19 protein-coding genes and 4 pseudogenes are annotated in these 22,047 nt (G+C 60.9%); 17 read left to right on the top strand and 6 right to left on the bottom strand.

Going from position 1 to position 22,047, the window contains the following annotated elements:
• Positions 1–55: 55 nt before the first annotated feature.
• The 4 genes from AC5WNI_RS06505 to AC5WNI_RS06490 all read right to left on the bottom strand — a co-directional run bounded on the left by AC5WNI_RS06505 (position 56) and on the right by AC5WNI_RS06490 (position 4,232).
• Positions 56–397 carry a DUF427 domain-containing protein gene (locus tag AC5WNI_RS06505; RefSeq protein ID WP_024953449.1) on the bottom strand — a complete coding sequence of 114 codons (342 nt, stop codon included), beginning with the start codon at positions 395–397 and terminating at the stop codon, positions 56–58.
• 90 nt (positions 398–487) lie between these two features.
• Positions 488–1,807, bottom strand: coding sequence for an ergothioneine biosynthesis protein EgtB (gene egtB, locus AC5WNI_RS06500; protein ID WP_024953448.1), 1,320 nt, complete (start codon positions 1,805–1,807; stop codon positions 488–490).
• 271 nt (positions 1,808–2,078) lie between these two features.
• Positions 2,079–2,810 (bottom strand): TauD/TfdA dioxygenase family protein, encoded by a 732-nt coding sequence (locus AC5WNI_RS06495; protein ID WP_225347875.1) that lies wholly within the window; start codon positions 2,808–2,810, stop codon positions 2,079–2,081.
• Positions 2,811–3,236: 426 nt separating this feature from the next.
• Positions 3,237–4,232: an ion transporter gene (locus tag AC5WNI_RS06490; RefSeq protein ID WP_024953446.1), complete on the bottom strand. Its 996-nt coding sequence runs from the start codon at positions 4,230–4,232 to the stop codon at positions 3,237–3,239.
• Between the two features lie 198 nt (positions 4,233–4,430).
• Between AC5WNI_RS06490 and AC5WNI_RS06485 the strand changes: the two genes are divergently transcribed.
• The 16 genes and pseudogenes from AC5WNI_RS06485 to AC5WNI_RS06410 all read left to right on the top strand — a co-directional run bounded on the left by AC5WNI_RS06485 (position 4,431) and on the right by AC5WNI_RS06410 (position 18,632).
• Entirely contained in the window at positions 4,431–4,889 is a 459-nt protein-coding gene (locus AC5WNI_RS06485) for an META domain-containing protein (protein WP_024953445.1), read from the top strand.
• A 286-nt stretch (positions 4,890–5,175) separates the two neighbouring features.
• Positions 5,176–6,209: pseudogene (locus AC5WNI_RS06480) on the top strand (IS3 family transposase); the annotation flags it as partial.
• Positions 6,210–6,279: 70 nt separating this feature from the next.
• A protein-coding gene (locus AC5WNI_RS06475; protein WP_156941212.1) for an IS3 family transposase occupies positions 6,280–7,415 on the top strand; the annotation gives its coding sequence in 2 pieces (ribosomal slippage) (positions 6,280–6,553 and positions 6,553–7,415; 1,137 coding nt in all).
• A 1,006-nt stretch (positions 7,416–8,421) separates the two neighbouring features.
• Positions 8,422–8,775, top strand: a complete 354-nt coding sequence (locus AC5WNI_RS06470) for a YHS domain-containing protein (RefSeq protein ID WP_052384923.1) — start codon at positions 8,422–8,424, stop codon at positions 8,773–8,775.
• A complete protein-coding gene (locus tag AC5WNI_RS06465; RefSeq protein ID WP_225347873.1) occupies positions 8,768–9,106 on the top strand; it encodes a DUF5676 family membrane protein in 339 nt (112 codons plus the stop codon). Before AC5WNI_RS06470 ends, AC5WNI_RS06465 begins: the two co-directional genes overlap by 8 nt.
• 201 nt (positions 9,107–9,307) lie before the next feature.
• Entirely contained in the window at positions 9,308–9,562 is a 255-nt protein-coding gene (locus AC5WNI_RS06460; protein WP_043337204.1) for an SHOCT domain-containing protein, read from the top strand.
• Between the two features lie 100 nt (positions 9,563–9,662).
• The gene (locus AC5WNI_RS06455) at positions 9,663–12,071 is read left to right on the top strand and encodes a copper-transporting P-type ATPase (protein ID WP_279837669.1); all 2,409 of its coding nucleotides are present in this window, start codon (positions 9,663–9,665) and stop codon (positions 12,069–12,071) included.
• Positions 12,072–12,073: 2 nt separating this feature from the next.
• A complete protein-coding gene (locus tag AC5WNI_RS06450; RefSeq protein WP_052384922.1) occupies positions 12,074–12,319 on the top strand; it encodes a DUF2933 domain-containing protein in 246 nt (81 codons plus the stop codon).
• Positions 12,312–12,971 (top strand): methyltransferase family protein, encoded by a 660-nt coding sequence (locus tag AC5WNI_RS06445; protein WP_495928940.1) that lies wholly within the window; start codon positions 12,312–12,314, stop codon positions 12,969–12,971. Before AC5WNI_RS06450 ends, AC5WNI_RS06445 begins: the two co-directional genes overlap by 8 nt.
• Positions 12,972–13,055: 84 nt before the next feature.
• A pseudogene (locus AC5WNI_RS06440) lies at positions 13,056–13,262 on the top strand (hypothetical protein); the annotation flags it as partial.
• Between the two features lie 49 nt (positions 13,263–13,311).
• The gene (locus AC5WNI_RS06435; RefSeq protein ID WP_209443826.1) at positions 13,312–13,611 is read left to right on the top strand and encodes a DUF3141 domain-containing protein; all 300 of its coding nucleotides are present in this window, start codon (positions 13,312–13,314) and stop codon (positions 13,609–13,611) included.
• On the top strand, positions 13,608–15,011 hold the full coding sequence (locus AC5WNI_RS06430; protein WP_209443825.1) for a DUF3141 domain-containing protein: 1,404 nt from the start codon (positions 13,608–13,610) through the stop codon (positions 15,009–15,011). Before AC5WNI_RS06435 ends, AC5WNI_RS06430 begins: the two co-directional genes overlap by 4 nt.
• Before the next feature lie 66 nt (positions 15,012–15,077).
• The gene (locus tag AC5WNI_RS06425) at positions 15,078–15,536 is read left to right on the top strand and encodes a hypothetical protein (RefSeq protein WP_043337196.1); all 459 of its coding nucleotides are present in this window, start codon (positions 15,078–15,080) and stop codon (positions 15,534–15,536) included.
• A gap of 105 nt (positions 15,537–15,641) precedes the next feature.
• On the top strand, positions 15,642–15,866 hold the full coding sequence (locus tag AC5WNI_RS06420) for a hypothetical protein (protein WP_087720112.1): 225 nt from the start codon (positions 15,642–15,644) through the stop codon (positions 15,864–15,866).
• 57 nt (positions 15,867–15,923) lie between these two features.
• A pseudogene (locus AC5WNI_RS06415) lies at positions 15,924–17,005 on the top strand (IS3 family transposase); the annotation flags it as partial.
• A 74-nt stretch (positions 17,006–17,079) separates the two neighbouring features.
• Positions 17,080–18,632 (top strand): annotated as a pseudogene (locus AC5WNI_RS06410) (IS3 family transposase).
• A gap of 218 nt (positions 18,633–18,850) precedes the next feature.
• Here AC5WNI_RS06410 and AC5WNI_RS06405 read toward each other — a convergent pair.
• Entirely contained in the window at positions 18,851–19,783 is a 933-nt protein-coding gene (locus AC5WNI_RS06405) for a LysR family transcriptional regulator (protein WP_279837677.1), read from the bottom strand.
• A gap of 129 nt (positions 19,784–19,912) precedes the next feature.
• Here AC5WNI_RS06405 and AC5WNI_RS06400 point away from each other — a divergent pair, with 129 nt between their 5' ends.
• Entirely contained in the window at positions 19,913–20,953 is a 1,041-nt protein-coding gene (locus AC5WNI_RS06400; RefSeq protein ID WP_279837676.1) for an SDR family oxidoreductase, read from the top strand.
• Between the two features lie 263 nt (positions 20,954–21,216).
• On the opposite strand, the gene AC5WNI_RS06395 is transcribed toward AC5WNI_RS06400, so the two are convergent.
• Positions 21,217–21,993: an SDR family NAD(P)-dependent oxidoreductase gene (locus AC5WNI_RS06395; protein ID WP_043336843.1), complete on the bottom strand. Its 777-nt coding sequence runs from the start codon at positions 21,991–21,993 to the stop codon at positions 21,217–21,219.
• Positions 21,994–22,047 lie beyond the last annotated feature (54 nt).

Raw genomic sequence — 22,047 nt, 5'->3', positions numbered from 1 at the left:
CGGAGCGTTGTGCATCGACGAGAGAATCAGGTTGGCGACGAGCCGTTCGTCTGAATCACTCCACCTCCAACATGACCTTGTCGGTATCGAACGCCAGCCGCCCGGCGATCGCCTGCACCTCCTCGATGGGGTGATCGTAACTCCAGGCGATATCAGGAAGATCCGGCAGCGAGTAATAGGTACTGTCGCCCTTGAACGGACAATGAGTGACGGTGTGAGAAACCGAGAGCTCCGCCATCGCCACATCGGCGCGCGGCAAGTAGAGCCTCGGCGGATAGCCCTTCTCGCGCAATTCCAGCGCGTTGCCAGTGTCAGCGATCACCGTCTCACCGACCAGGATTCGCACCCGCGAGGATAGCGGGTGCAGCGTGATACGCGGTTCGAGGTGGTCGGCCATGAAGACTCCTTTACGGGTTGGCGGGTGAAAGCGGCAGATGAAAGCGGCAGATGAAAGTGCCTTGAGGCGCGTTCTGAAAGAGTCAGACCCTCAGACCCCACCGTCCCTGGCGAGCCGAAAGCCGGAGAACGCCCAGCGCGCCTCGGGCGGGAAGAAGTTGCGATAGGTCGCGCGGATATGATCGGCAGACGTGGCGCAGCAACCCCCACGGAGCACCATCTGACCGGACATGAACTTGCCGTTGTACTCCCCCAGGCTGCCCGGCAGTTTGCGAAAGCCCGGATACGGGCGATAGGCACTGCCCGTCCACTCCCAGACATCGCCGAACATCTGACTCGGCATGCCTTCGGAGCTCGCGGCCGCGACTGGCTGTAGATAATCCTGATCGACGAAGTTACCAGAGAGAGGGACATCCTGACCGACTGTCTCCCACTCGGCCTCGGTGGGCAGGCGCGCGCCCGCCCACTGGGCGTAGGCATCGGCCTCGAAGAAGCTGACATGGCAGACCGGCGCATTCAGATCCACCGGCACCAGGCCACCTAGCGTGTAGTGATGCCAGACGCCGTCGCGCTCGACCCAATAAAGCGGCGCCGGCCAGCCTTCCGCCTTGACCGTCGCCCAGCCATCCGCCAGCCAGTGCTCGGGGGTGGCGTATCCGCCGTCCTGCATAAAGGCGAGAAACTCGCCGTTGGTCACCGGACGGTCGGCCATCTCGAACGCTTCGACGAACTGACGGTGTCGGCCCATCTCGTTGTCGTAGGCGAAGCCACCTTCGGCTGCATCATGGCCGATCTCGCGAACCCCGGCTGGATAGGCCAGCCATCCAAGCGACGGCACCTCCTGCGCAGGGGCTGGTGCCAATCCCGGAGTCAGATCATCCCGATAGGCCGGACACAGTGGGTTCTGCGCCAGAATGTGCTTGATGTCCATCAACAGCAGCTCCTGATGCTGCTGCTCATGCGGCAGCCCCAGCTCCAAGCGGCGAAGAATCTCGGGCAGATGTTCCCGTGGCGGATTCTCAAGCAGCGCTTGCATGGCCTGATCGACGTGCGCGCGATAGCGATAGACATCGTCGACGGTCGGGCGCGAGATCGTGCCACGCTCGGCGCGCGGGAACGGTACGCCATGGGTCTCGTAGTAGGAGTTGAAGAGGTGATCGTAGGCGGGGTCGAGCGTCTGATAGTCCGGCTGAAACGGCTTCAGGATGAAGGCTTCGAAGAACCAGGTGACATGGGCGATGTGCCACTTGGGCGGGCTGACATCTGCCATGCTCTGCACCATGTAGTCTTCCTTATGCAGCGGCGCACAGATCGCCTCGGTGGCGGCGCGTACCCGCTGGTACGCGCGTAGCCACTCCTTGGCATGCAGGCTATCGGGTCTTTCGATGACGGTGTCATGGGCAGATGACATGATGGCTTCCTTTACGAGTCTGGTTCTCTCCCTGAAACGTGATCGGACAGGCTCTTGGCCAGCACGGCTGACGTGCCTCCCCAGCCCCATCAGCGCTTGGTCGGGGTGATATCCCCACCCTATCACTCGTGTTGCTAATGCCAACTCTTCACGGACTCTGGTCTTTCCTCTGAAACTAGGTCTGCACCTTGATCTACCCCTGATCTGCCCTAGCCTTCACTTCGCTGTAACGCACGTCCCGCTGCAAGTGTCTTACCTGAGCGCGCCAGCCTCAGTTCTGCATCGGAATATTCTCTTCCCAACGAAAGCCGATACCGCCGCCCTGCCATACACCATTCTCCAGCGGGCTGGGGCCATGGATATCCACCTGCAGCGGCAGTCCGAAGCCAGGTGCCAGATCCTGAGTGCCACGCACGGTACTGCGATGCATGATCCGCAAGCCTTGCTCCTGTGCCGGCAAGTGCGCGCCGGGCGCGGCCCTATGAGCGACCGCCAGGTTATCGATGAACACGCAGTCGTTTTCCTGGTACTCGAAGTCGAGGGCGTAACCCTCGGTGAAGCCGGCATTCAGGATGGCGTTGTACTCACGGCAGAGCTGCGTCAGCTCTTCGGCGGTCAGCAGCCGGAAGGCATCCTGATCGGGTAGCTTCTCGATCACTGCGCCGGTCATGCCCAGATGAAGCCAGATGCACTTGCGACCGGTGATGGGGTGCTCGTGTACCACGGGATGTACGGCCCCGGAGGAGGAATTCACCGAAGCAAGACGGCGCCAGAAGGCCTGACGCTCGGCAGACAAGGCGTCATGGGCCGCGCCCTGATGAGCAAAGCAGGTACCGCCGCCGTTCTCGGCCGGGCGGATGATGTGGTAGCCGGAGTGCGAGAACGTATCGGTATTGAAGCTGCCGTCGTTATGCCACTGCGGCCCGACGCCGGGAATGCCGTGACGGCGATCGTTCGACAGCCGGAAGATGTGCCGGTTGCCATCGGGCGTGGCCGGATGCATCCCATGGGTACTGTGCAGCTCCTTGCCGCCCCACCAGCAACTGGCGCGGGCGGCGCGTCCTGAGCGGACAGATCGATTCCCCTCACCTCGGCGCCTATCGGCTCCAGCGGTGTGATGCTGCCGCCGAATTGCTGGATGACAGCCACCTGTGCCGGGTCGAACGGAACGCCCGGTGCTGACTCGGCTACCTCAGTGCGTGTTGGATTCGCCATGACACTGACCTCCTGTCGCGGCTCCCACGCTGGCGAGACGCTGATGTGTCATCAGGCCGCGCTATCGCTGCGCGACGACACTCGCGGCTCACAGACTCTCGGCGTGGGATGAATGTATCAGCATTCTCGCAAACACATTCCCGTGCGCCAAACCTCGCCCCATCTCATCCCGAACGCCGCGAGTTACCTATCAGGATGACGCTGGTGCATCACGTCACTCGTATTTCTTCTGCCAACTCTTCACGGCGATCCGCTCCTTGAGCAGATCCAGCATGTCGATCAGCACCTGCTCGGTGATCTGCTCCGTCCTCGGGTCAGTGCGCGACCAAGCATCGAAACCACTCTCTGCCAGGTGCCCCACCAGCGCCGAGAACTCCTTGGAACGCAGGCCGACCAGCGCTTCATCGACGAGATGGCAGGCCAGATCCGACAGCGAGCTTTCCAGCCCTTTCGTAAGCTGGGTGCCCATGGGCAGGCGCGAGACACGCTGAAGCTCCGGACTCTCGGCGAGGGTGCGACTGACCAGGCCCCGCACATAGCGCAGGGTATCGTCGCGATTCTGGGTATAGACATCCCCCGCCATGGTCTCGAGGCGCTGGGTAATTTCACGGATCAAGGCCTGCTTGCGAGGCTCCACGACACGCTCGATCACCGAAGATGAGAGGTCATCGCTGTCGCGCAACTGCTGCTGGACGTTATCGAGCATGCGCAGGGAGATACGGTCCGTCAGCTCCTCCAGTAGAATATCGAGATACTTGGCCGCCACCCCGTAGAGGTACCAGCGGCGAACATCGATCAAGCCGAGACGTTGCAGGCGGAACAACAGCGAGATCACACGCAACACACGCAACAGGCGGAAGCCGCTCAGCGGGATACACCCCAGCACGTCGTACCAGTGCACGAAGGGATAGAAGAACCAGCGGTGGTAGCGCCGCTCCGCAATGGCCACTGCCCACCCCGCCAGCACATCGAGCAGGAAGACGGCGACGAATGCCAGGTCGATAGAGAGGAAATTGGCGTGGATATTCTGCTCATAGGCCGCATGCAACCCGGGTGTCACGGCCTCGAAGGCCGTGTTCAGCGGGGGAATCAGGAAGAGACTATCGAATAGCAGCAATGCCAGATTGGCGATCACGAGCACGATGATGAACAGATCCCACCACAGATGTATCCGCTCCCTGGCGGACGAGGGCGTGCGGGTGGCTGGCATGACAACTCCTTGGCGATTGTTTCAGAATGCGTAACGCGTCTTCCTGACTCAGCCTACAACGCTTCAGATGACCACGCTGGCGATGACCGCGCATCAGCTGACCACACTGGCGATGACGCTATCTGCGAGGGCTTGCAGCGCTACCGGAGCCCAGCCCCGAATCGCCGTAGACACCCTATTAGTGAGGGAGACACCCGCATGAAACAAGCGCAAGTGATGACATGGGCCGCCGTGATGAGCGCAGCACTCACCCTGGGCGGCTGCGCAGGCGCTCAATCCTCTGAGGATTATCAAGGTGTCGACGAGCCACTGGAGAACACCTATTGGAAGCTGGTGACACTCGACAACCAGCCAACACCCGTGGTGGAAGGCAAGCGTGAAGCCCATATCGTCTTACATACACAAGACTCGCGAGTAGCCGGCTCCACCGGCTGCAATCGCCTGATGGGGGAATATCACCATGATGCGCAAGAACTCGGCTTCGGCCGCCTGGCCATCACGCGAATGGCATGTCCCGGTGAAGTAGCAACGCTCGAACGCGATTTCCTCGCGACACTCAATGACGTGTCGGGCTGGCAGATAGAAGGCAAGACACTGACGCTGATGGATGCACAAGGGGCGTCGCGTGCCCGTTTCCAGACAGTCCATCTCTATTGAGGACTCACAAGCTCCAGTGACAAGGTGTCGGGACGAGAAGAAATGCTTGCACTGCTTCATCGCGCCTGAATCACTCGTCCCGCTCCGGTCTTTTTGCGACATCCACGCCGCAGGGTATTCCCCATCTCGCATCTTCGGACTGCCGGGAGCATGAAGGGACTCACCTCGGCTACGCCTTTATCAGACGGCGAATTGTTTCTGGTAAAGGTCTATACCTGTAGTGGCACAGTGAATCTGGCCACCTGACTTTGAGTGTATGATGGCTCACAGAGACAATCAGGTGCAGATGATGACGAAGAAGAGAACGTTTAGCCCGGAATTTCGCATGGAAGCGGCCCAGCTCGTGGTCGACCAGGGCTACACGCTGAAGGCGGCGTGTGAGGCCATGGGGGTTGGCAAATCCACCATGGAGTATTGGGTTCGCAGGCTTCGCGCTGAGCGGGCAGGCAAGGCGCCGCTGAAAGGTGAGGCTCTGACGCCGGAACAGCGTGAGATCCAGGAACTGAAGCGCAAGCTGCGGCGAGTGGAAGAAGAGAAGGCAATATTAAAAAAGGCTACCGCTCTCTTGATGTCGGACTCCCTGAGCAATTCTCGATAATCGAGCGACTTGAAGAGAGCTACGCGGTGCAGCACTTGTGTCAGGTGTTTGGGGTGCATCGCAGTAGCTACCGGGCTTGGCGTGGTCGGGATAGAAGACCTTGTGAGACTGAGCAGAAGCTGCTGGATCAGGTTGTCGAGGCGCATACCGTCAGTAACGGCTCTGCCGGCGCTCGCAGCATCGCAAAAATGGTCACGCAGGCAGGAATACAGTTGAGTCGTTATCGGGCCAGCAGGCGGATGAAGCAGCTGGGGCTGATGAGTTCGCAGCCGCCGAGGCACGCCTACAAGAAGGCTGATCAGCCACACCTGGATATACCGAATGTTCTTGATCGGGAGTTCGATGTAAAGAAGCCCAATCAGGTATGGACCGGCGACATTACCTATATTTGGACAGGGGCACGCTGGGCTTATCTGGCAGTGGTCATCGACTTGTATGCTCGTAAACCCGTGGGGTGGGCATTGTCCCTATCGCCGAACACGGAGCTGGTAAAGAAAGCGCTGACCATGGCCTACGAATCGCGTGGAGAGCCACGGAATATCCTGTTTCATTCGGATCAGGGTTGCCAGTACACCAGCCGGGCATTCCGGCAGATGCTTTGGCGCTACCGAATGACGCTGAGTCTCAGTCGCCGTGGCAATTGCTGGGACAATGCCCCAACAGAGCGCTTCTTCAGAAGCCTGAAAACGGAATGGATACCAGAGATCGGCTATCCCGATGTCGCTGTGAAGTGGACCCCAGAATTCGGACCAGGCGCTAAGCTCTGATCATACCGACCAGGAGAGCTTGATCATGAGCAGGAAACGTCGACAGTACAGCAGTGAGTTCAAAGCCAAGGTAGCCCTTACTGCCCTCAAGGGGGAACAGACCACGTCAGAGATCGCAGCCCGCTTCGAGATCCACCCAACCATGGTGAGTCAGTGGAAGCGCGACCTGCTGGACAACGCCACCGGCGTCTTCGAGGGCAAAAGTTCCAGTAAAACCGCCCAGAAGACCCAGGAGGAGATCGATACGCTCTATCGCGAGATCGGCAAGCTGACGGTGGAACGGGATTTTTTGTCACGCAGGCTCGATCGTTGAGTCGGGCCCAGCGCCTGACAATGGTCGAGCCGCAAGCGCCCGGCATCAGCCTCCGACGTCAATGCCAGCTACTCGGTATCAGTCGCTCCTCGATGTACTATCAGCGCAAGGCGCTACGGGCCTATGATCTGGAGTTAATGCGTCTGATCGACGCGGAACATCTGCGCACACCGGTCTATGGCTCACGAAGGATGTCAGCCTATCTCAATCGCTTGGGCCACGCAGTGAGCCGCAAGCGCGTCCAGCGATTGATGCGCGGGATGGGACTACAGGCTATTTATCCGAAGCCATGCACTAGCCGGCCAGGTACAGGACATCGGATCTATCCTTACTTGCTGCGGGGGCGAGTCATCGACCGCCCCAATCAGGTATGGGCGACCGATATCACCTATATTCCTTTGGCGCGCGGGTTCATGTACCTGGTGGCCATCATGGACTGGCACAGCCGTCGCGTGTTGGCCTGGCGGGTCTCCAACACCCTGGATACGGACTTCTGTATCGATGCTTTGGAGGAAGCCTTGGCGTGTTATGGAAAGCCCGAGATATTCAATACAGATCAAGGCTGTCAGTTCACCAGCCAGTCGTTCACCGAAGTTCTGGAAGCCCATGATGTCCGGATCAGCATGGACGGCAAGGGATGCTATCAGGACAACATATTCGTGGAACGACTCTGGCGCAGTGTGAAGTATGAGTGCGTTTATCTGAAGGCTTTCGAGAGCGGCGCCCACTTGCGAGGGGATCTGAAGCGTTACTTCGCTTGGTACAACACAGAGCGGCCCCACCAAGGGCTAGACGATGCTACACCTGATGAAGTGTACTTCTCTCAACCACTGATCCAGGCGGCCTGACGCCGATGATGACCTGATCCGAGCTTAGACGACCCGTCAGGTGGTCCAAAGGATGGGGTCCACTTCACTGCGGCGAAGCGATCTGTCACTGATTATATGATCGGTTACTACAGCAGCCTCAGGCCGCACAAGCATAACGATGGGATACCGCCGAACTTGGCAGAAAAGAACTACTGGAATGCTCAAAGCTCGGTGGCCAAAAACACTTGACCACTACATCCCAGCCATTCGCCCAGGTCACCACTTCAATGAGGCCGCTGCAGCTTACGGCAAGCTCCGTCTTGATCCGTGTCAATGGACAAGGTTCGAATCTGCGCTAGGTTAAGATATACATCACTCTGCAGGAGCCCTGCCGCATGGCCAGGCACACGTCATTTCCTAAGCAATCCTCGCGGTCTGCCACCGCCTGGCATCGCTTTGGTCTGGTCATCCTGCTGGGCATGGTGCTACTGCTCTCTAGCGCCGCCACAATGGCAGATGACCCCTCCTCGGCAGATGCTCCCTCCTCTACTGAGTCTGGCCAGGTTGGCGTTGAGCCTCACGCAGATACGCACTCGAACACCGAGTTCATCAACGCAGACTATCCTCAACCGCGATGCCACCATGGCCATGGCACTCGTAATGTCGGCAGCGCCCTGTTGCGCCTGGAGCGCCAGGACTTGGAGCTCGAGCCCCTTCCCTTGAGCATGACGGCCCCGGCCATAGCGCCCCGGGTTGTCACCGCCAGCGGCTCGCCAAGTGCCCCTCCCTCACCCTCCTCGGTTCCTGTCTACCTTTTGACCCAACGCTACAGAGTCTAAGTCGACCTCGTATCTCCATCTCGCGCTTCCAGCCGTGGCCGCGTGGGAGAAAACCCGTGCCCGCCCCACATTGATCCAGGCAACTGCCGGAGTGGCCGCTGTGTGTGCAGAGACTCTTCCCACCATGAGAAGTGCATGCACATTCGCAACCACACCCGAGTGCTCGGTATCGGGTACGGCTTAGCGGACGTCACGAGGAAGACTTTATGGACGCACTGTTTTACTTCCTGCTTTGGGCAGCAATCCTCTTCTTGATGATGCGGTTCGGCTGTGGCGCCCACGTCATGGGGCACAGCCATGGCAGGACCAAACACGACAACGATAGCCCAGGGAATCAACGTGCAACTGAAGGGCTGGAGTGGATTCCGCCAGCCGAGGACGTCGACCCCGTCTGCGGCAAGACCGTCAGAACGAAAGGGGCCAAGCCAAGCGTCCACGATGGCCACGTCTTTTACTTCTGCTCTCGTGACTGCCGGGAGCGCTTCGAGGCCGCGCCCGAACAGTATCTCGTCCCTGGTGCAACGGCCTCGCCCCTCCAACCGGAGAACAAAGATGCCTGATGCCAATGCTCCGTTGACAGCCAAGCCCCGTTCAGGAACTCGCTTGCCGGTTCAGGCAACGCCGCGGATTCCCATGATCGCACTCGGGATGAGCCTGGGGCTGTTCCTGGCCGTAACCTTCATCCTTTGCGTCGGCTTCGATCTGCTGTTTCCCGACCAGGCGATGTATAAGAGCTGGCTGCGCTTGTTGCCAGGCTTCACTTGGCTCAGCTGGTCAAGCTTCTTCCTGGGGCTGGTCGAAAGTTTCGGCTACGGCTGGTACATCGCCCTGGTCTTCGGCCCGCTATACAACTTCTTTGTCACACGCCTCAACCGACACAGCGGAGCGTAGGCCATGAACGAATCCATCACTCAATACCGAAGGCCTCAACGCATGCGTGCGGCGTTGATTCCATTCCACTGAAGAGGTCGGAAACTGTCCGGGATCAAGAGCCGCCTACTTTCATCTCTACCTTCTCTTGACCCTTGGGTTACCCGCAGGCTTTAGCCTGACGTCAGGGCAAAGTAAGTAACAAGAAAAGGAGATCCGACCATGTGGGGCGACATGATGGCGTATATGGGGAGTTACGGCTGGGGGCATATGCTCTTCGGCGGGCTCATGATGGTGTTGTTCTGGGGCATCGTCATTGCCTTGGCCGTTCTCCTGGTGCGTGGCCTGACCCGAGGCCGGGGCGAGCCATTTTCTCAACGGCGGCCAACGGCCCTGGACCTTCTTCAAGAACGCTACGCCCGGGGAGAAATCGACCGCGAGGAGTACGAGCAACGCAAGCGCGATCTTCTGCTTTGATCGCACCTCCTGATTATTGGATACGGCACTATTAGTTTCGACCCTATCGAGATAGGGCCACGAGGTTGAATCAAGACGCGGAAGCGACGGAGACGATTCCATGACGCAACACCAACACGACCATTGTCACGGGCATGCCTCGCACGAGGCACCGACACTAGGCAGCGGCGATACGGACCAACACGCCGCCGGCAGCCAGGGTGGCGCCCAATACACCTGCCCGATGCACCCGGAGGTCGTCTCCGACCAGCCGGGTGACTGCCCCAAGTGCGGCATGCACCTCGTGCCCGTGGGAAGCGACGACTCGCAGACGCATGACGGGCATGGTCATGGGGCCTCCGCGCCGGCCCACGGCGGCAAGTACGACAAGGTGCCGGCCGGGCATGCCGGCGCCGTCTACACCTGCCCGATGCACCCCGAGGTGCGCCAAACCACTCCCGGTGCCTGCCCCCTGTGCGGTATGGGTCTGGAGCTGGAATCGGCGACGGTCGGCGATGAAGGGCCGAATCCCGAGCTGGTCGATTTTACCCGACGCTTCTGGGTCGCGGCCGTGCTCACGCTTCCGGTCCTGATTCTGACGATGAGCCCCTACCTGGGCCTCGGGGCCATTCGCGACTTCTTCGGTGAACGCAACGCGATGTGGATCGAGCTGGTGCTCAGCACGCCGGTGATCCTGTGGTCGGGCTGGCCGTTCTTCGTGCGCGGCTACAACTCCTTCCGCACCATGAACCTCAACATGTTCAGCCTGATCGGCATGGGGGTCGGCGCGGCCTATCTGTTCAGCATCGTGGCGGTGCTGGTGCCGGGCGTCTTCCCCGACGGCTTTCGCCGGGAAGACGGCACCGTCGGCGTCTATTTCGAGGCCGCGGCGGTGATCGTCACCCTGGTACTGCTGGGTCAGGTGATGGAGTTGCGCGCCCGTGAAGGCACCGGCAAGGCGATCCGCGCGCTGATGGACATGGCCGCCAAGACCGCGCGGGTGATCCGGCCCGACGGCAGCGAAGAAGAGGTCGCGCTGGAAGACGTGCAGGTGGGCGACCACCTGCGGGTGCGCCCCGGCGACAAGGTGCCGGTGGACGGCGTGGTGGTCGAGGGCCGCTCCTCGATCGACGAGTCGATGATCTCGGGCGAGCCGGTGCCGGTGGAAAAGGTCAAAGACGACAAGGTCACCGGGGCCACGATCAACGGCAACGGCAGCCTGGTCATGGAGGCCACCCGCATCGGCGCCGACACCATGCTCAGCCAGATCGTCGAGATGGTGGCTGCCGCCCAGCGCAGCCGCGCACCGATCCAGAAATTCGCCGACAAGGTGGCGGGCAAGTTCGTGCCCGCGGTGATCGGCGTCGCCATCCTCTCCTTCATCGCCTGGGCGATCTGGGGGCCGGCGCCGGCGCTGTCCTATGCGCTGGTCTCGGCGGTGGCGGTGCTGATCATCGCCTGCCCCTGTGCACTGGGGCTGGCCACGCCGATGTCGATCATGACGGCCACCGGACGCGGCGCGCAGGCCGGCGTACTGATCAAGAATGCCGAGGCGCTGGAAGGCTTCGCCAAGGTCGATACGCTGATGGTCGACAAGACCGGCACCCTGACCGAAGGCAAGCCGAAGCTGGTGGCGGTGCTGCCCGAGGAAGGGCATGACGAGGCCGAGGTATTGCGCCTGGCGGCCAGCCTCGAACGTGGCTCGGAACACCCACTGGCCGAGGCCATCGTCGCCGGCGCCGAAGAACGTGGCGTATCCCTCGCCGATGCCACCGATTTCGAAGCCGTGACCGGCATGGGCGTCAAGGGGGTCGTGGACGGCCAGTCGGTGGCCCTCGGCAACGCCAAGCTGATGGCCGAACTGGGCCTCGATGGCGGCCGGATCTCCGAGACCGCGAACGCCCGCCGCGATGAAGGCGAAACGGTGATGTTCGTCGTGCTCGATGGCCAGATCGCCGGCCTGGTCAGCGTCGCCGACCCGGTGAAGGAGACCACCCCCGAGGCCCTGAAGGCGCTGCACAAACTTGGCTTTCGCATCATCATGGCCACCGGCGACAACGAGCGGACGGCCAAGGCGGTGGCCGGGCGACTGGGTATCGATGAGATCCGCGCCGACGTGCTGCCCGAGGACAAGGCCCGCATCATCCGCGAATTGCAGGAACAAGGCCGCAAGGTGGCCATGGCGGGCGACGGGGTGAACGACGCTCCCGCCCTGGCCCAGGCCGATGTGGGCATCGCCATGGGCACCGGCGCCGACGTGGCGATCGAAAGCGCCGGCTTCACGCTGGTCAAGGGCAACCTCGACGGCATCGTTCGGGCCCGCAAGTTGTCGCTGGCCACCATGCGCAACATCAAGCAGAACCTGTTCTTCGCCCTGGTCTACAACGGGGCCGGCGTACCGATCGCCGCCGGGATCCTCTATCCGTTCCTCGGCATCCTGATCGGGCCGATGTTCGCCGCCTTCGCGATGAGCGCGTCTTCGCTGTCGGTGGTGATGAATTCGCTGCGCCTGCGCCGGGTGAGGATTTGATCATGCATGACGAAAAGGGGTGGCTGGAGCGAGGACCCAGCAAAGGCAGCTTCTGGCTCATGGTGGCGATCGCCCTGGCGGTGATGGGCTTCCTGCTCTGGGAGGAGCACAAGGTGCACCTGCTCGGTGCCCTGCCCTGGCTGATCCTGCTCGCCTGTCCGCTAATGCATGTGTTCATGCACGGCGGACATGGAGGCCACGGGGGTCATGGCGGGCATGATGATCACAAGGGAGGACGCGATGAGTGATGACGTACCCGCCTATGGGCTGTGGGGCCTGGTCATTCTCAACTCGGCGATCTTCATCTTCTTCGCCTTCAGCTTCTTCAAGCCGCAGACGCGCCGCGACTGGCGCTCGTTCGGGGCCTTCAGCGCCTTCCTGGTGGCGCTGTTCACGGAGATGTACGGCTTCCCGCTGACCCTCTACTTCCTCTCCGGCTGGCTGCAGTCGCGCCACCCGGAGGTGGACTGGTTCAGCCACGATGCGGGCCACCTGCTGGAGATGCTGTTCGGCTGGCAGGCCAACCCGCATTTCGGGCCGTTCCATCTGCTGAGCATGGTGTTCATCGCCGCGGGTTTCTGGCTCATCACCGCCGGCTGGCGGTCACTCTATACCGCCCAGCGGCGGGGAGAACTGGCCACCACCGGGCTCTATGCCCATGTCCGGCATCCCCAGTACGCCGGCTTCGTGCTGGTGATGACCGGCTTCCTGCTGCAGTGGCCCACCCTGCTGACCCTGGTCATGTTCCCGGTATTGGTGTGGATGTACTCACGACTGGCGATCCACGAAGAGCGCGACGTAGCGCGCCAGTTTGGCGACAAATGGCAGACCTACGCGGCCCGCACGCCACGCTTCATTCCGCACCTGCGGATGGCGAGTACGAGTGGCTGGCGCCTGTAAGGACAAAATCCCAGAGGTGCAGTCATGAAAAGCAGACGTTTTTCTCGTCGGCACGATCGTGGTCGTCAGCGACGACTCGCCCGGGGCTTCTTCTGCCCCTGCCACGGCTCCCAGTTCGACTTCGCCGGACGCGTGTTCAAGGCGGTGCCGGCGCCGATCAACCTGAAGGTTCCGCCGTACCGCTTCCTGTCCGAGTCCCGGATCGAGATCGGCGCCCACGACATCCTGACACTGAGAGGTATCCACTATGACCGCCAAAACATCCACCACCAAGCCACCCACGGCTCATAAAACCCCGCGCAAGCGCCAACCCACCGCCCCACCAGAGATGGACGCCCCGATGACCGCACCCGAGCCCGAAGAAGGCACCCTCCCGAGCCACCCGGCCACGGAGCTACTCGCCTATCAGACCGACCTGTGGCGACGCGGCGTACGCTACCTGGACACGCTGTGTGAGCGCGCGGACAACATGCTCGAGCATGAGCAGGCGGGCAAGCCGCCACTGCTCGACTTCGATTACGAGATGCTCGTGGATGGCCGTCGACTGGCGCGCCCCGCCAACTATGCCCTGCTGCGCATCACCCGGGTCGGCGAGGACTGCCTGGAGGACTGCCTCGACGAGACTAGGCCGCCAGGATGATCGTCGACCCGCGTGCCGGCCACGGCCCAGGCATCGGCGGCTTCAAGCGCGACTCCGAGGTGGGCATGGCGCTCCACGAGGGACACCCGGTCTACTTCGTGATCTTCTTCCCCGAGCCCGTCCCCGGCCAGACACTGGAGGACGTGCTGCACGTCCTGCGCCGCTTCGTCGAGACGCTGGCCGAGCGCCACCCCGGCCAGCCGCCGGTGCTCTACGGTAACTGCCAGGCGGGCTGGGCCATCGCGCTGCTCTCCGCCGACTGCGAGGGTCTGGTCGGGCCGGCGGTGCTGAACGGCTCGCCGCTCTCCTACTGGTCCGGCGAATCCGGCGTCAATCCCATGCGCCTCGCCGGCGGCCTGCTTGGCGGTGCCTGGCTGACGCACCTGATGGCCGACCTGGGAGACGGGCGCTTCGACGGTGCGAACCTCGCCACCAACTTCGAAGCCCTCAAGCCTGCGAATACCCTGTGGCAGAAGGACTATCAGCTGTTCGCCGACATCGACGGCCAGCGCGAACGCTTCCTCGAGTTCGAGCGCTGGTGGACGGGCTTCTATAGCCTGAGCAAAGAGGAGATCGTTGCCATCGTCGAGAACCTTTTCGTCGGCAACAAGCTGGAGCGTGGCGAGCTCGAGGTCTGCCCCGGCTGTAGCGTCGACCTCAAGCGCATCCGCAACCCCCTGGTGATCTTCGCCTCCGGCGGCGACAACATCACCCCGCCCCATCAGGCGCTCAACTGGATCCCCGCGGTCTATCCCGATACCGCGGCACTCAAGGCCGCCGACCAGCGTATCGTCTACCTGCTCAATCCCCACGTCGGGCATCTGGGCATCTTCGTCTCCTCCAAGGTGGCGCGCCTCGAGCACCGAGCGATCCTCGAGAGCGTCGGCAATCTGAATGACCTGGCCCCTGGCCTCTACGAGATGCGCATCGACAACCCCACCGGCGACCCCGACTGTCACAAGCCCCAGTTCCAGGTGCGCTTCGAGGAGCGCCGCGTGGAAGACATGAACTTTCCCGACCGGGCCCCGGCGTTCGAAGGGGTGCGAGCGCTCTCCGAGCACAATGTGGCCCTCTACGAGACCTTCGTCGGGCCCTGGGTGCGGTTTTACACCACCCCCTGGTCAGCCGAGGTGCTGCGTCAACTGCATCCGGCGCGGACCAGCCGGCTGATGTACTCGGAACGCTTCTCCCCCTGGATGACCGGTGTGAAGTGGCTGGCCGAGATGGTAGAGACCGCACCGGCGCCGATCGATAGTGACACCCCCTATCGGCAATGGGAGACGCTGTTGAGCGACTCTATCGCCTCGACGCTGGAGCTTGCCGGCACGACCCGCGACAGCATGTACGAGATGGGGTTTCGCAGCCTCTACGGCGGGGGATGGTGGAGCGAGAACGAGTGACCCAGTCGAAGCCGACCCGGTTTACAGCCAATACCTATAGAGCAACCCACTAATGGAGAGCAATAAATGAAGATCGAGACCTTTCATGACCTGATCGACTGGACTCGCCAGCTGCATGCCCAGTTGGCCGAGTGCTTCAGGCACTGTGCCACCCGGCAGGAGGAGGCACGGGCCAAATCACTGCTGGAGTATCTCGCCGATCACGAGGCGGTCCTGGAGCACACCGTGGCCAGCTTCGAGAAGCAGGCCGACCCCAAGGCCCTAAACACCTGGGTCTACGATTATCTGTCGCATGCGCCCATCAAACCCCATCAGGCGTGCAATTTGCCCTATGCCGAGATGGGCTTCGAAGACATCAGCCGGGAAGTCTTCTCGCTGCACGATCAGGTCATCGCGCTATACCGCTACCTGGAAGGACGCGCCGACATCCCCGAGGCTCGGGATCTCGTTCGCGAGCTCTTGAAGCTGGAGGAACACGAGGCGATGCGTCTGTCCCAGCAGATCAACCGGGCTCGGGATCTATAGATGTCGACGCTACAGGGCCGTCTAAGCAGAGGTCGTAGCCACTAATGAAGAACGGATGATCGCCCGGCACGTGCAGCGCACATTAACCAACACCCAGGAGGTGACATGACCCAGACGGCAACGCCAGTGGCCCTTGCGACGCTCGATGATCTGATTCAGCGAGCCGGTGGCGGTAACCCGATCCGCGTCGCCGTGGTCAACGCGGCCCAGGCCGCCGTGCTGGAGACGCTTCGCGAGGCGGCGAGGCTGGGCATCGCCGAGCCGGTGCTCATCGGCCGTCCCACCGAGATCGTCGAGGCCGCCGCGGCGATCGGGTGTGTAGTGGCATAGTGAATCTGGCCACCTGATTTTGAGTGTATGATCACTCACAGAGACAGTCAGGTGCAGATGATGACGAAGAAGAGAACGTTCAGCCCGGAATTTCGCTTGGAAGCGGCCCAACTCGTGGTCGATCAGGGTTACACGCTGAAGGCGGCGTGTGAGGCCATGGGAGTTGGCAAATCCACCATGGAATATTGGGTACGCAGGCTTCGGGCTGAGCGAGCAGGCAAGGCGCCGCTGAAAGGTGAGGCTCTGACGCCGGAACAGCGTGAGATCCAGGAACTGAAGCGCAAGCTGCGGCGAGTGGAAGAAGAGAAGGCAATATTAAAAAAGGCTACCGCTCTCTTGATGTCGGACTCCCTGAGCAATTCTCGATAATCGAGCGACTTGAAGAGAGCTACGCGGTGCAGCACTTGTGTCAGGTGTTTGGGGTGCATCGCAGTAGCTACCGGGCTTGGCGTGGTCGGGATAGAAGACCTTGTGAGACTGAGCAGAAGCTGCTGGATCAGGTTGTCGAGGCGCATACCGTCAGTAACGGCTCTGCTGGGGCTCGCAGCATCGCAAAAATGGTCACGCAGGCAGGAATACAGTTGAGTCGTTATCGGGCCAGCAGGCGGATGAAGCAGCTGGGGCTGATGAGTTCGCAGCCGCCGAGGCACGCCTACAAGAAGGCTGATCAGCCACACCTGGATATACCGAATGTTCTTGATCGGGAGTTCGATGTAAAGAAGCCCAATCAGGTATGGACCGGCGACATTACCTATATTTGGACAGGGGCACGCTGGGCTTATCTGGCAGTGGTCATCGACTTGTATGCTCGTAAACCCGTGGGGTGGGCATTGTCCCTATCGCCGAACACGGAGCTGGTAAAGAAAGCGCTGACCATGGCCTACGAATCGCGTGGAGAGCCACGGAATATCCTGTTTCATTCGGATCAGGGTTGCCAGTACACCAGCCGGGCATTCCGGCAGATGCTTTGGCGCTACCGAATGACGCTGAGTCTCAGTCGCCGTGGCAATTGCTGGGACAATGCCCCAACAGAGCGCTTCTTCAGAAGCCTGAAAACGGAATGGATACCAGAGATCGGCTATCCCGATGTCGCTGCGGCGAAGCGATCTGTCACTGATTATATGATCGGTTACTACAGCACCCCCACTGTCACGCTAGTTGGAGTATCAGCGGCTGTTAGACTCTGAACCATATGGGGCGTGATGAGGTTCCGATGAAGTACTCCGACGAGCGCCGGGAGGCCATCCTCAAGAAGCTGCTCCCGCCGCACAACCGCACGGTGGCAGAAGTGGCCCAGGAAGAAGGCATCTCCGCTGCGACACTGTACCACTGGCGCAAGAAGGCTCGGCAAGCAGGCCGTTTGCTACCTGACCAGAGCGGTGATCCCGAAGGCTGGAGCTCGCAGGACAAGTTCCACGCCGTTCTGGAGACAGCGGCCCTCAGCGAGGCTGAGCGTGCCGAATACTGCCGGCAGCGTGGCCTCTATCCCGAACAGGTCCAGCGCTGGCGTGCGAGCTGTGAAGGCGCTAACGACCGAAGCGATGCCGCCACCAAGCAGCAGAGTGAGGCACGCAAGGCGGAGCGCCAGGAGAACAAGGAACTCAAGCGCGAGCTCCGCCGCAAGGAGGCCGCGCTGGCGGAAACCGCCGCACTACTGACATTGCGAAAAAAGGCCCGAGCGATCTGGGGGGACGAGGACGAATGATCAGCACCACAGATCGCCAGGACGCCATACAGCTGATCGATGAGGGGCGTGCCCAAGGGGCACGCCTGCAGTCGGCATGCGCTGAACTCGGCATCGGCACCAACACGTATCGCCGCTGGGTGCGGGGCGATCAGGATCGCCGGCCTCAAGCGGTGCGGCCTGTCCCGCGTCATGCCCTATCGCCGGAAGAGCGTCAGCAGGTGCTGGAGATTTGCCATCGTCCTGAGTTCGCCAGCCTGCCGCCTGGGCAGATCGTGCCGCGGCTGCTGAACGAAGAAGGCCGCTACGTGGCGTCAGAGTCCAGCTACTACCGCATCCTCCGGGAGCATGGTGAGCAGCACCACCGTGGCCGCGCTCGCGCTCCACGTCCCAAGGGCGACCCCCAGCGACACCGGGTGACACGCCCCAATGCCTGTTGGAGCTGGGACGTGACCTACTTACCGACCCAGGTGCGTGGTCAGTTCTACTACCTGTACATGATCGTCGACATCTACAGTCGCAAGATCGTCGATGCCGAGGTCTTCGACCAGGAGTCCATGGCCAATAGCAGCGAGGTAATCCAGCGTGCCGTGCTGCGCGAAGGCTGCATCAACCAGCCACTGGTATTACACGCCGATAATGGCTCCGCCATGAAAGGCTCGACGCTTCAGGCGACGCTGCAGCGGTTAAATATCACTCCGTCGTACAGCCGCCCTCGGGTCTCCAATGACAACGCCTTCTCAGAGTCGCTGTTCAGGACCTGCAAGTACCGGCCCGACTACCCGATGGACGGATACGAGAACCTGTCAGCGGCGCAGCAGTGGGTGACGCGCTTCGTGCAGTGGTACAACCACGAACACCGCCACAGCGCCATACGGTTCGTCACCCCGGGGGAGCGGCATGCCGGCCTGGATAACGAGGTGCTGGCAAGGCGAGACGCCATCTATGCCGAGGCGAAACGGCAACATCCCGGGCGGTGGAGCAGTGCCACCCGCAACTGGACACCGCGCCGGACAGTCTGGCTGAACCCCGACCAGGAAGACCCGCTGGTTCAACAGGATCAGCGATTAGAAGCCGCCTGATTACAGATTCCAACAAGCTTGACAGACATCGAGCAGCCTCAGGCCGCACAAGCATAACGATGGGATACCGCCGAACTTGGCAGAAAAGAACTACTGGAATGCTCAAAGATCGGTGGCCAAAAACACTTGACCACTACAACCGGATTGGCCATCCGAGGCCCAGCCTGCCATAGACATGATGTGGGTCGTTCTTTGCCCTTGCCACTCCCCGGCAGCCCTCAAGCGCGAGAGCTGGATGCACGACTCTGGCAGTGTGAGGCCTCTCTCTCACTGCCAAGCTTGTCGTGAAGAAATTCGATGAAGGTACTGATCCGTCGACTTGCATATCTGCCTTCCGGAAACACGGCGTACAGATTCACTTCAGGAATCCGATAGTCATTCAGCACAACTTCCAGTCGTCCGACCTCAATATCCTCTGCCACATCCACCATCGATTTAAATATCACTCCAGCCCCTGCGATCGCCCACTCGCGCAACGCGCCACCATCGCTGGCCATTCGGTTCCCCGCCACCGTCACGGAAAATACCTGCCCTGCCTCCTGGAACTCCCAATGGTTCTGGGGCGCTCCTGGGCGAGCGAGCACCATGCACTGGTGGGATGACAGCTCTGATGGGTGTTGGGGGCGCCCTGCGTCCTGCCAATAAGCAGGTGCCGCACACACAACACGATGGGTACTGACGAGACGTCGTGACGTCAAGCTTGGGTCCGCCATCGGCCCATGACGAATGGCCAGATCAAATCGTTCATCGACCAGGTCCAACACTCCATCGGATAGCACGAGTTCAAATTTTACTTCCGGGTGCTGTATCAGGAACTGATCGATCAGCCGTGGCAGGTGCGTGCGGCCAAAATCATTGGTCGCCGTCAGCCTGATGGTGCCACTCAGCGACCCTGTGCCCGAGATCCGCTCAAGAGCCTTGTCATACTCGGCCAGGATCCTTTCGCTGTCGTCTCGAAATTGTTCGCCTTCCGCCGTCAAATGCATGGCACGCGTTGTTCTGACGATAAGCTTGGCCCCGACCTGCTGCTCAAGCTTCTGTAAGGCTTGGGTGACCAATGACGGGGACTGACCTCGCTGACGGGCCACCGCCGCCATTGACCCACGCTCACAGATATCCACAAAAAGTTTCATTAACGCCAAGCGATCCATTATTCACCATCTAGTGAAGGATGAATTCATCAGTCGAGCATTTATTAGCAAAACAAACAATGCCACTGTCAGGGCCGACGGCATGGGCGACCCCTCCCATGATCATGCGCCACAGGACAGGAGAGTCTCATGAGCCAACATCACCTATTAGTCGCTGGCGCCAGTGGCGTCATCGGCCGTGCAGCAACATTGGCCTTTGAAGAGGCAGGATGGCGAGTCACGACACTCTCTCGCTCCTCAGAGGGTCCGGGAAGCGGACACCACATCAGCGCCGATCTCTTGGATATTGCCTCTTTGCGAGATGCAAGTGATGTACTGAGCAGCGTGACGCACGTATTTTACGCCGCCTTGAAACCGGATCCGGACCCTGCCACTGAAGCACAACAGAATGGCGACATGATGCGGCACCTCTTCCAGGTGCTTGAAGAATCCCAAGCGTCAATCGAGCACCAGGTCTTCGTACAGGGCGGGAAGGTCTACGGTGCTCACCTCGGGGTCTACAAAACACCGGCTCGAGAAGAGGACAGCCGGCATTTCCCCCCCAACCTGTATTTCGAGCATGAAGATCTGGCTCGCGAACTCGAAGGCAAGGGAATTCGTTGGACCGCATTGCGTCCCGACATCGTGATAGGCCATTCCCTGGGTTCAGCCATGAACCTCGGTAACCTTATCGGTCTCTATGGCACGCTTTGCCGGGAGCTCGGTGTTGCCATGCAATTCCCCGGTACGGCGCGTGCCTACGATATCTTGCTGAACATCTGCGATGCCGATCTGGTGGGCAAAGCCGCCCTGTGGGCCATCGCAGAGAACCAGCAAGGGCCCTATAACGTCACCAATGGTGATCAGATTCGGTGGCGCCACGTCTGGCCAGAGATCGCCAACTGGTTTGGGCTTGAGACTGGCGAGCCTCAACCTATTTCGTTGGAGACACGTCTCGCTGCCGTGTCAGGCACTTGGAAGACGCTTGCAGAGCGCCAAGGACTTGCCGAGACAGATATCGACAAGATTGCCCAAGGTGGCTTCGGAGATTTCATCTTCCATGTCGAAGAGGACGCTGTCTTTGATTTGACGAAGGCTCGCCAAGCCGGCTTTGCAGAAATGTGTCGCCGCTCACACCAGAGTCTCATTCAGCACCTTGAGGCCATGAAGGAACGCCGCCTGATCCCTTGACGTTTGATCACTCGACCCTCTGGTACGCACCTGCTCGATTCGCCCTAAGTGCTTGAGCGATGACGTACTACGGGGGCACTAACACGCTGACAGATAACCGCATGAGCCTATGCGGTTGCAGAGTAGACCGCCCCATGAGCGAGGGTCATAAAGCCTTCAAGTGACAGGAGTCAGGAGCCGTCACGACAAACAGGCCGCCTTCCATTAGCGGAGGTGGCCTGTCTCGTGCTGTCATCATGTATCGAACTATGATCAGCGCTAGCTTATAGCGTGAAGCCACCATCAACGGCGATGGCCTGCCCTGTCACGTGTTCGGCCTGGGCGAGGTAGACCACCAGCTGCCCCATGTCCTCAGGGGTCTGGGCGACTCCCTGGGGCAGCAGGCTCTTCTGCAGGCGCTCCCATGCAGCGGGCTCGCTTTCGCCTTCCTGACTCCAGCGTGCGGAGAGCCCGCTCTCGCCCCGCCACATGCCGGTACCCACCACGCCCGGGCAGATCGCATTGACGGTGATGCCTTCCGCTGCCACTTCCTTGGCGACGGCATTGGTAAAGCCGATGACCGCGAACTTCGAGGCACAGTAGTGCGACAGATCAGGAAAGCCGACCTTGCCGGCCATCGAGGCCACGTTGATGATCCGCCCGACGCGGCGTGAGCGCATCACGGCGACCTCGGCTTGAGTACACAGGAAGGTACCTCGCGCATTGACGTTCATGACGCGGTCCCACTCCTCCACCGTCAGCGCATCGATGGAATGGATGCCGATGATGCCGGCATTGTTGACGGCGATATCGAGCGGGCCGAGTCCGACCTCTGCCTCTTCAATCAAGCGCCGCACGGACGCCGCATCCGCGACATCGACCTGTAGCGCCAGACACCGTCTACCCAGTGCCTCCACTTTTGCCGCCGTCTCGCGGGCGATGGCGAGGTCCAGATCCGCCACCACGACATCCGCGCCCGCCTTGGCCAATGCCAGCGCGATCCCCTGGCCAATACCGCGCCCACCCCCTGTCACCAGTGCAATCTTGTCGTTCAGTTGCATGAGTTGTCTCCTGAATCTTTCACCGAAATCTGCAAATGCTGCGCTGCTACCATG

This window comes from Cobetia sp. PDI-12MA, from assembly GCF_059507695.1.
The sequence above is the reverse complement of the archived record's forward strand: the minus strand, read 5'-3'. Positions and strand labels throughout refer to the sequence as shown.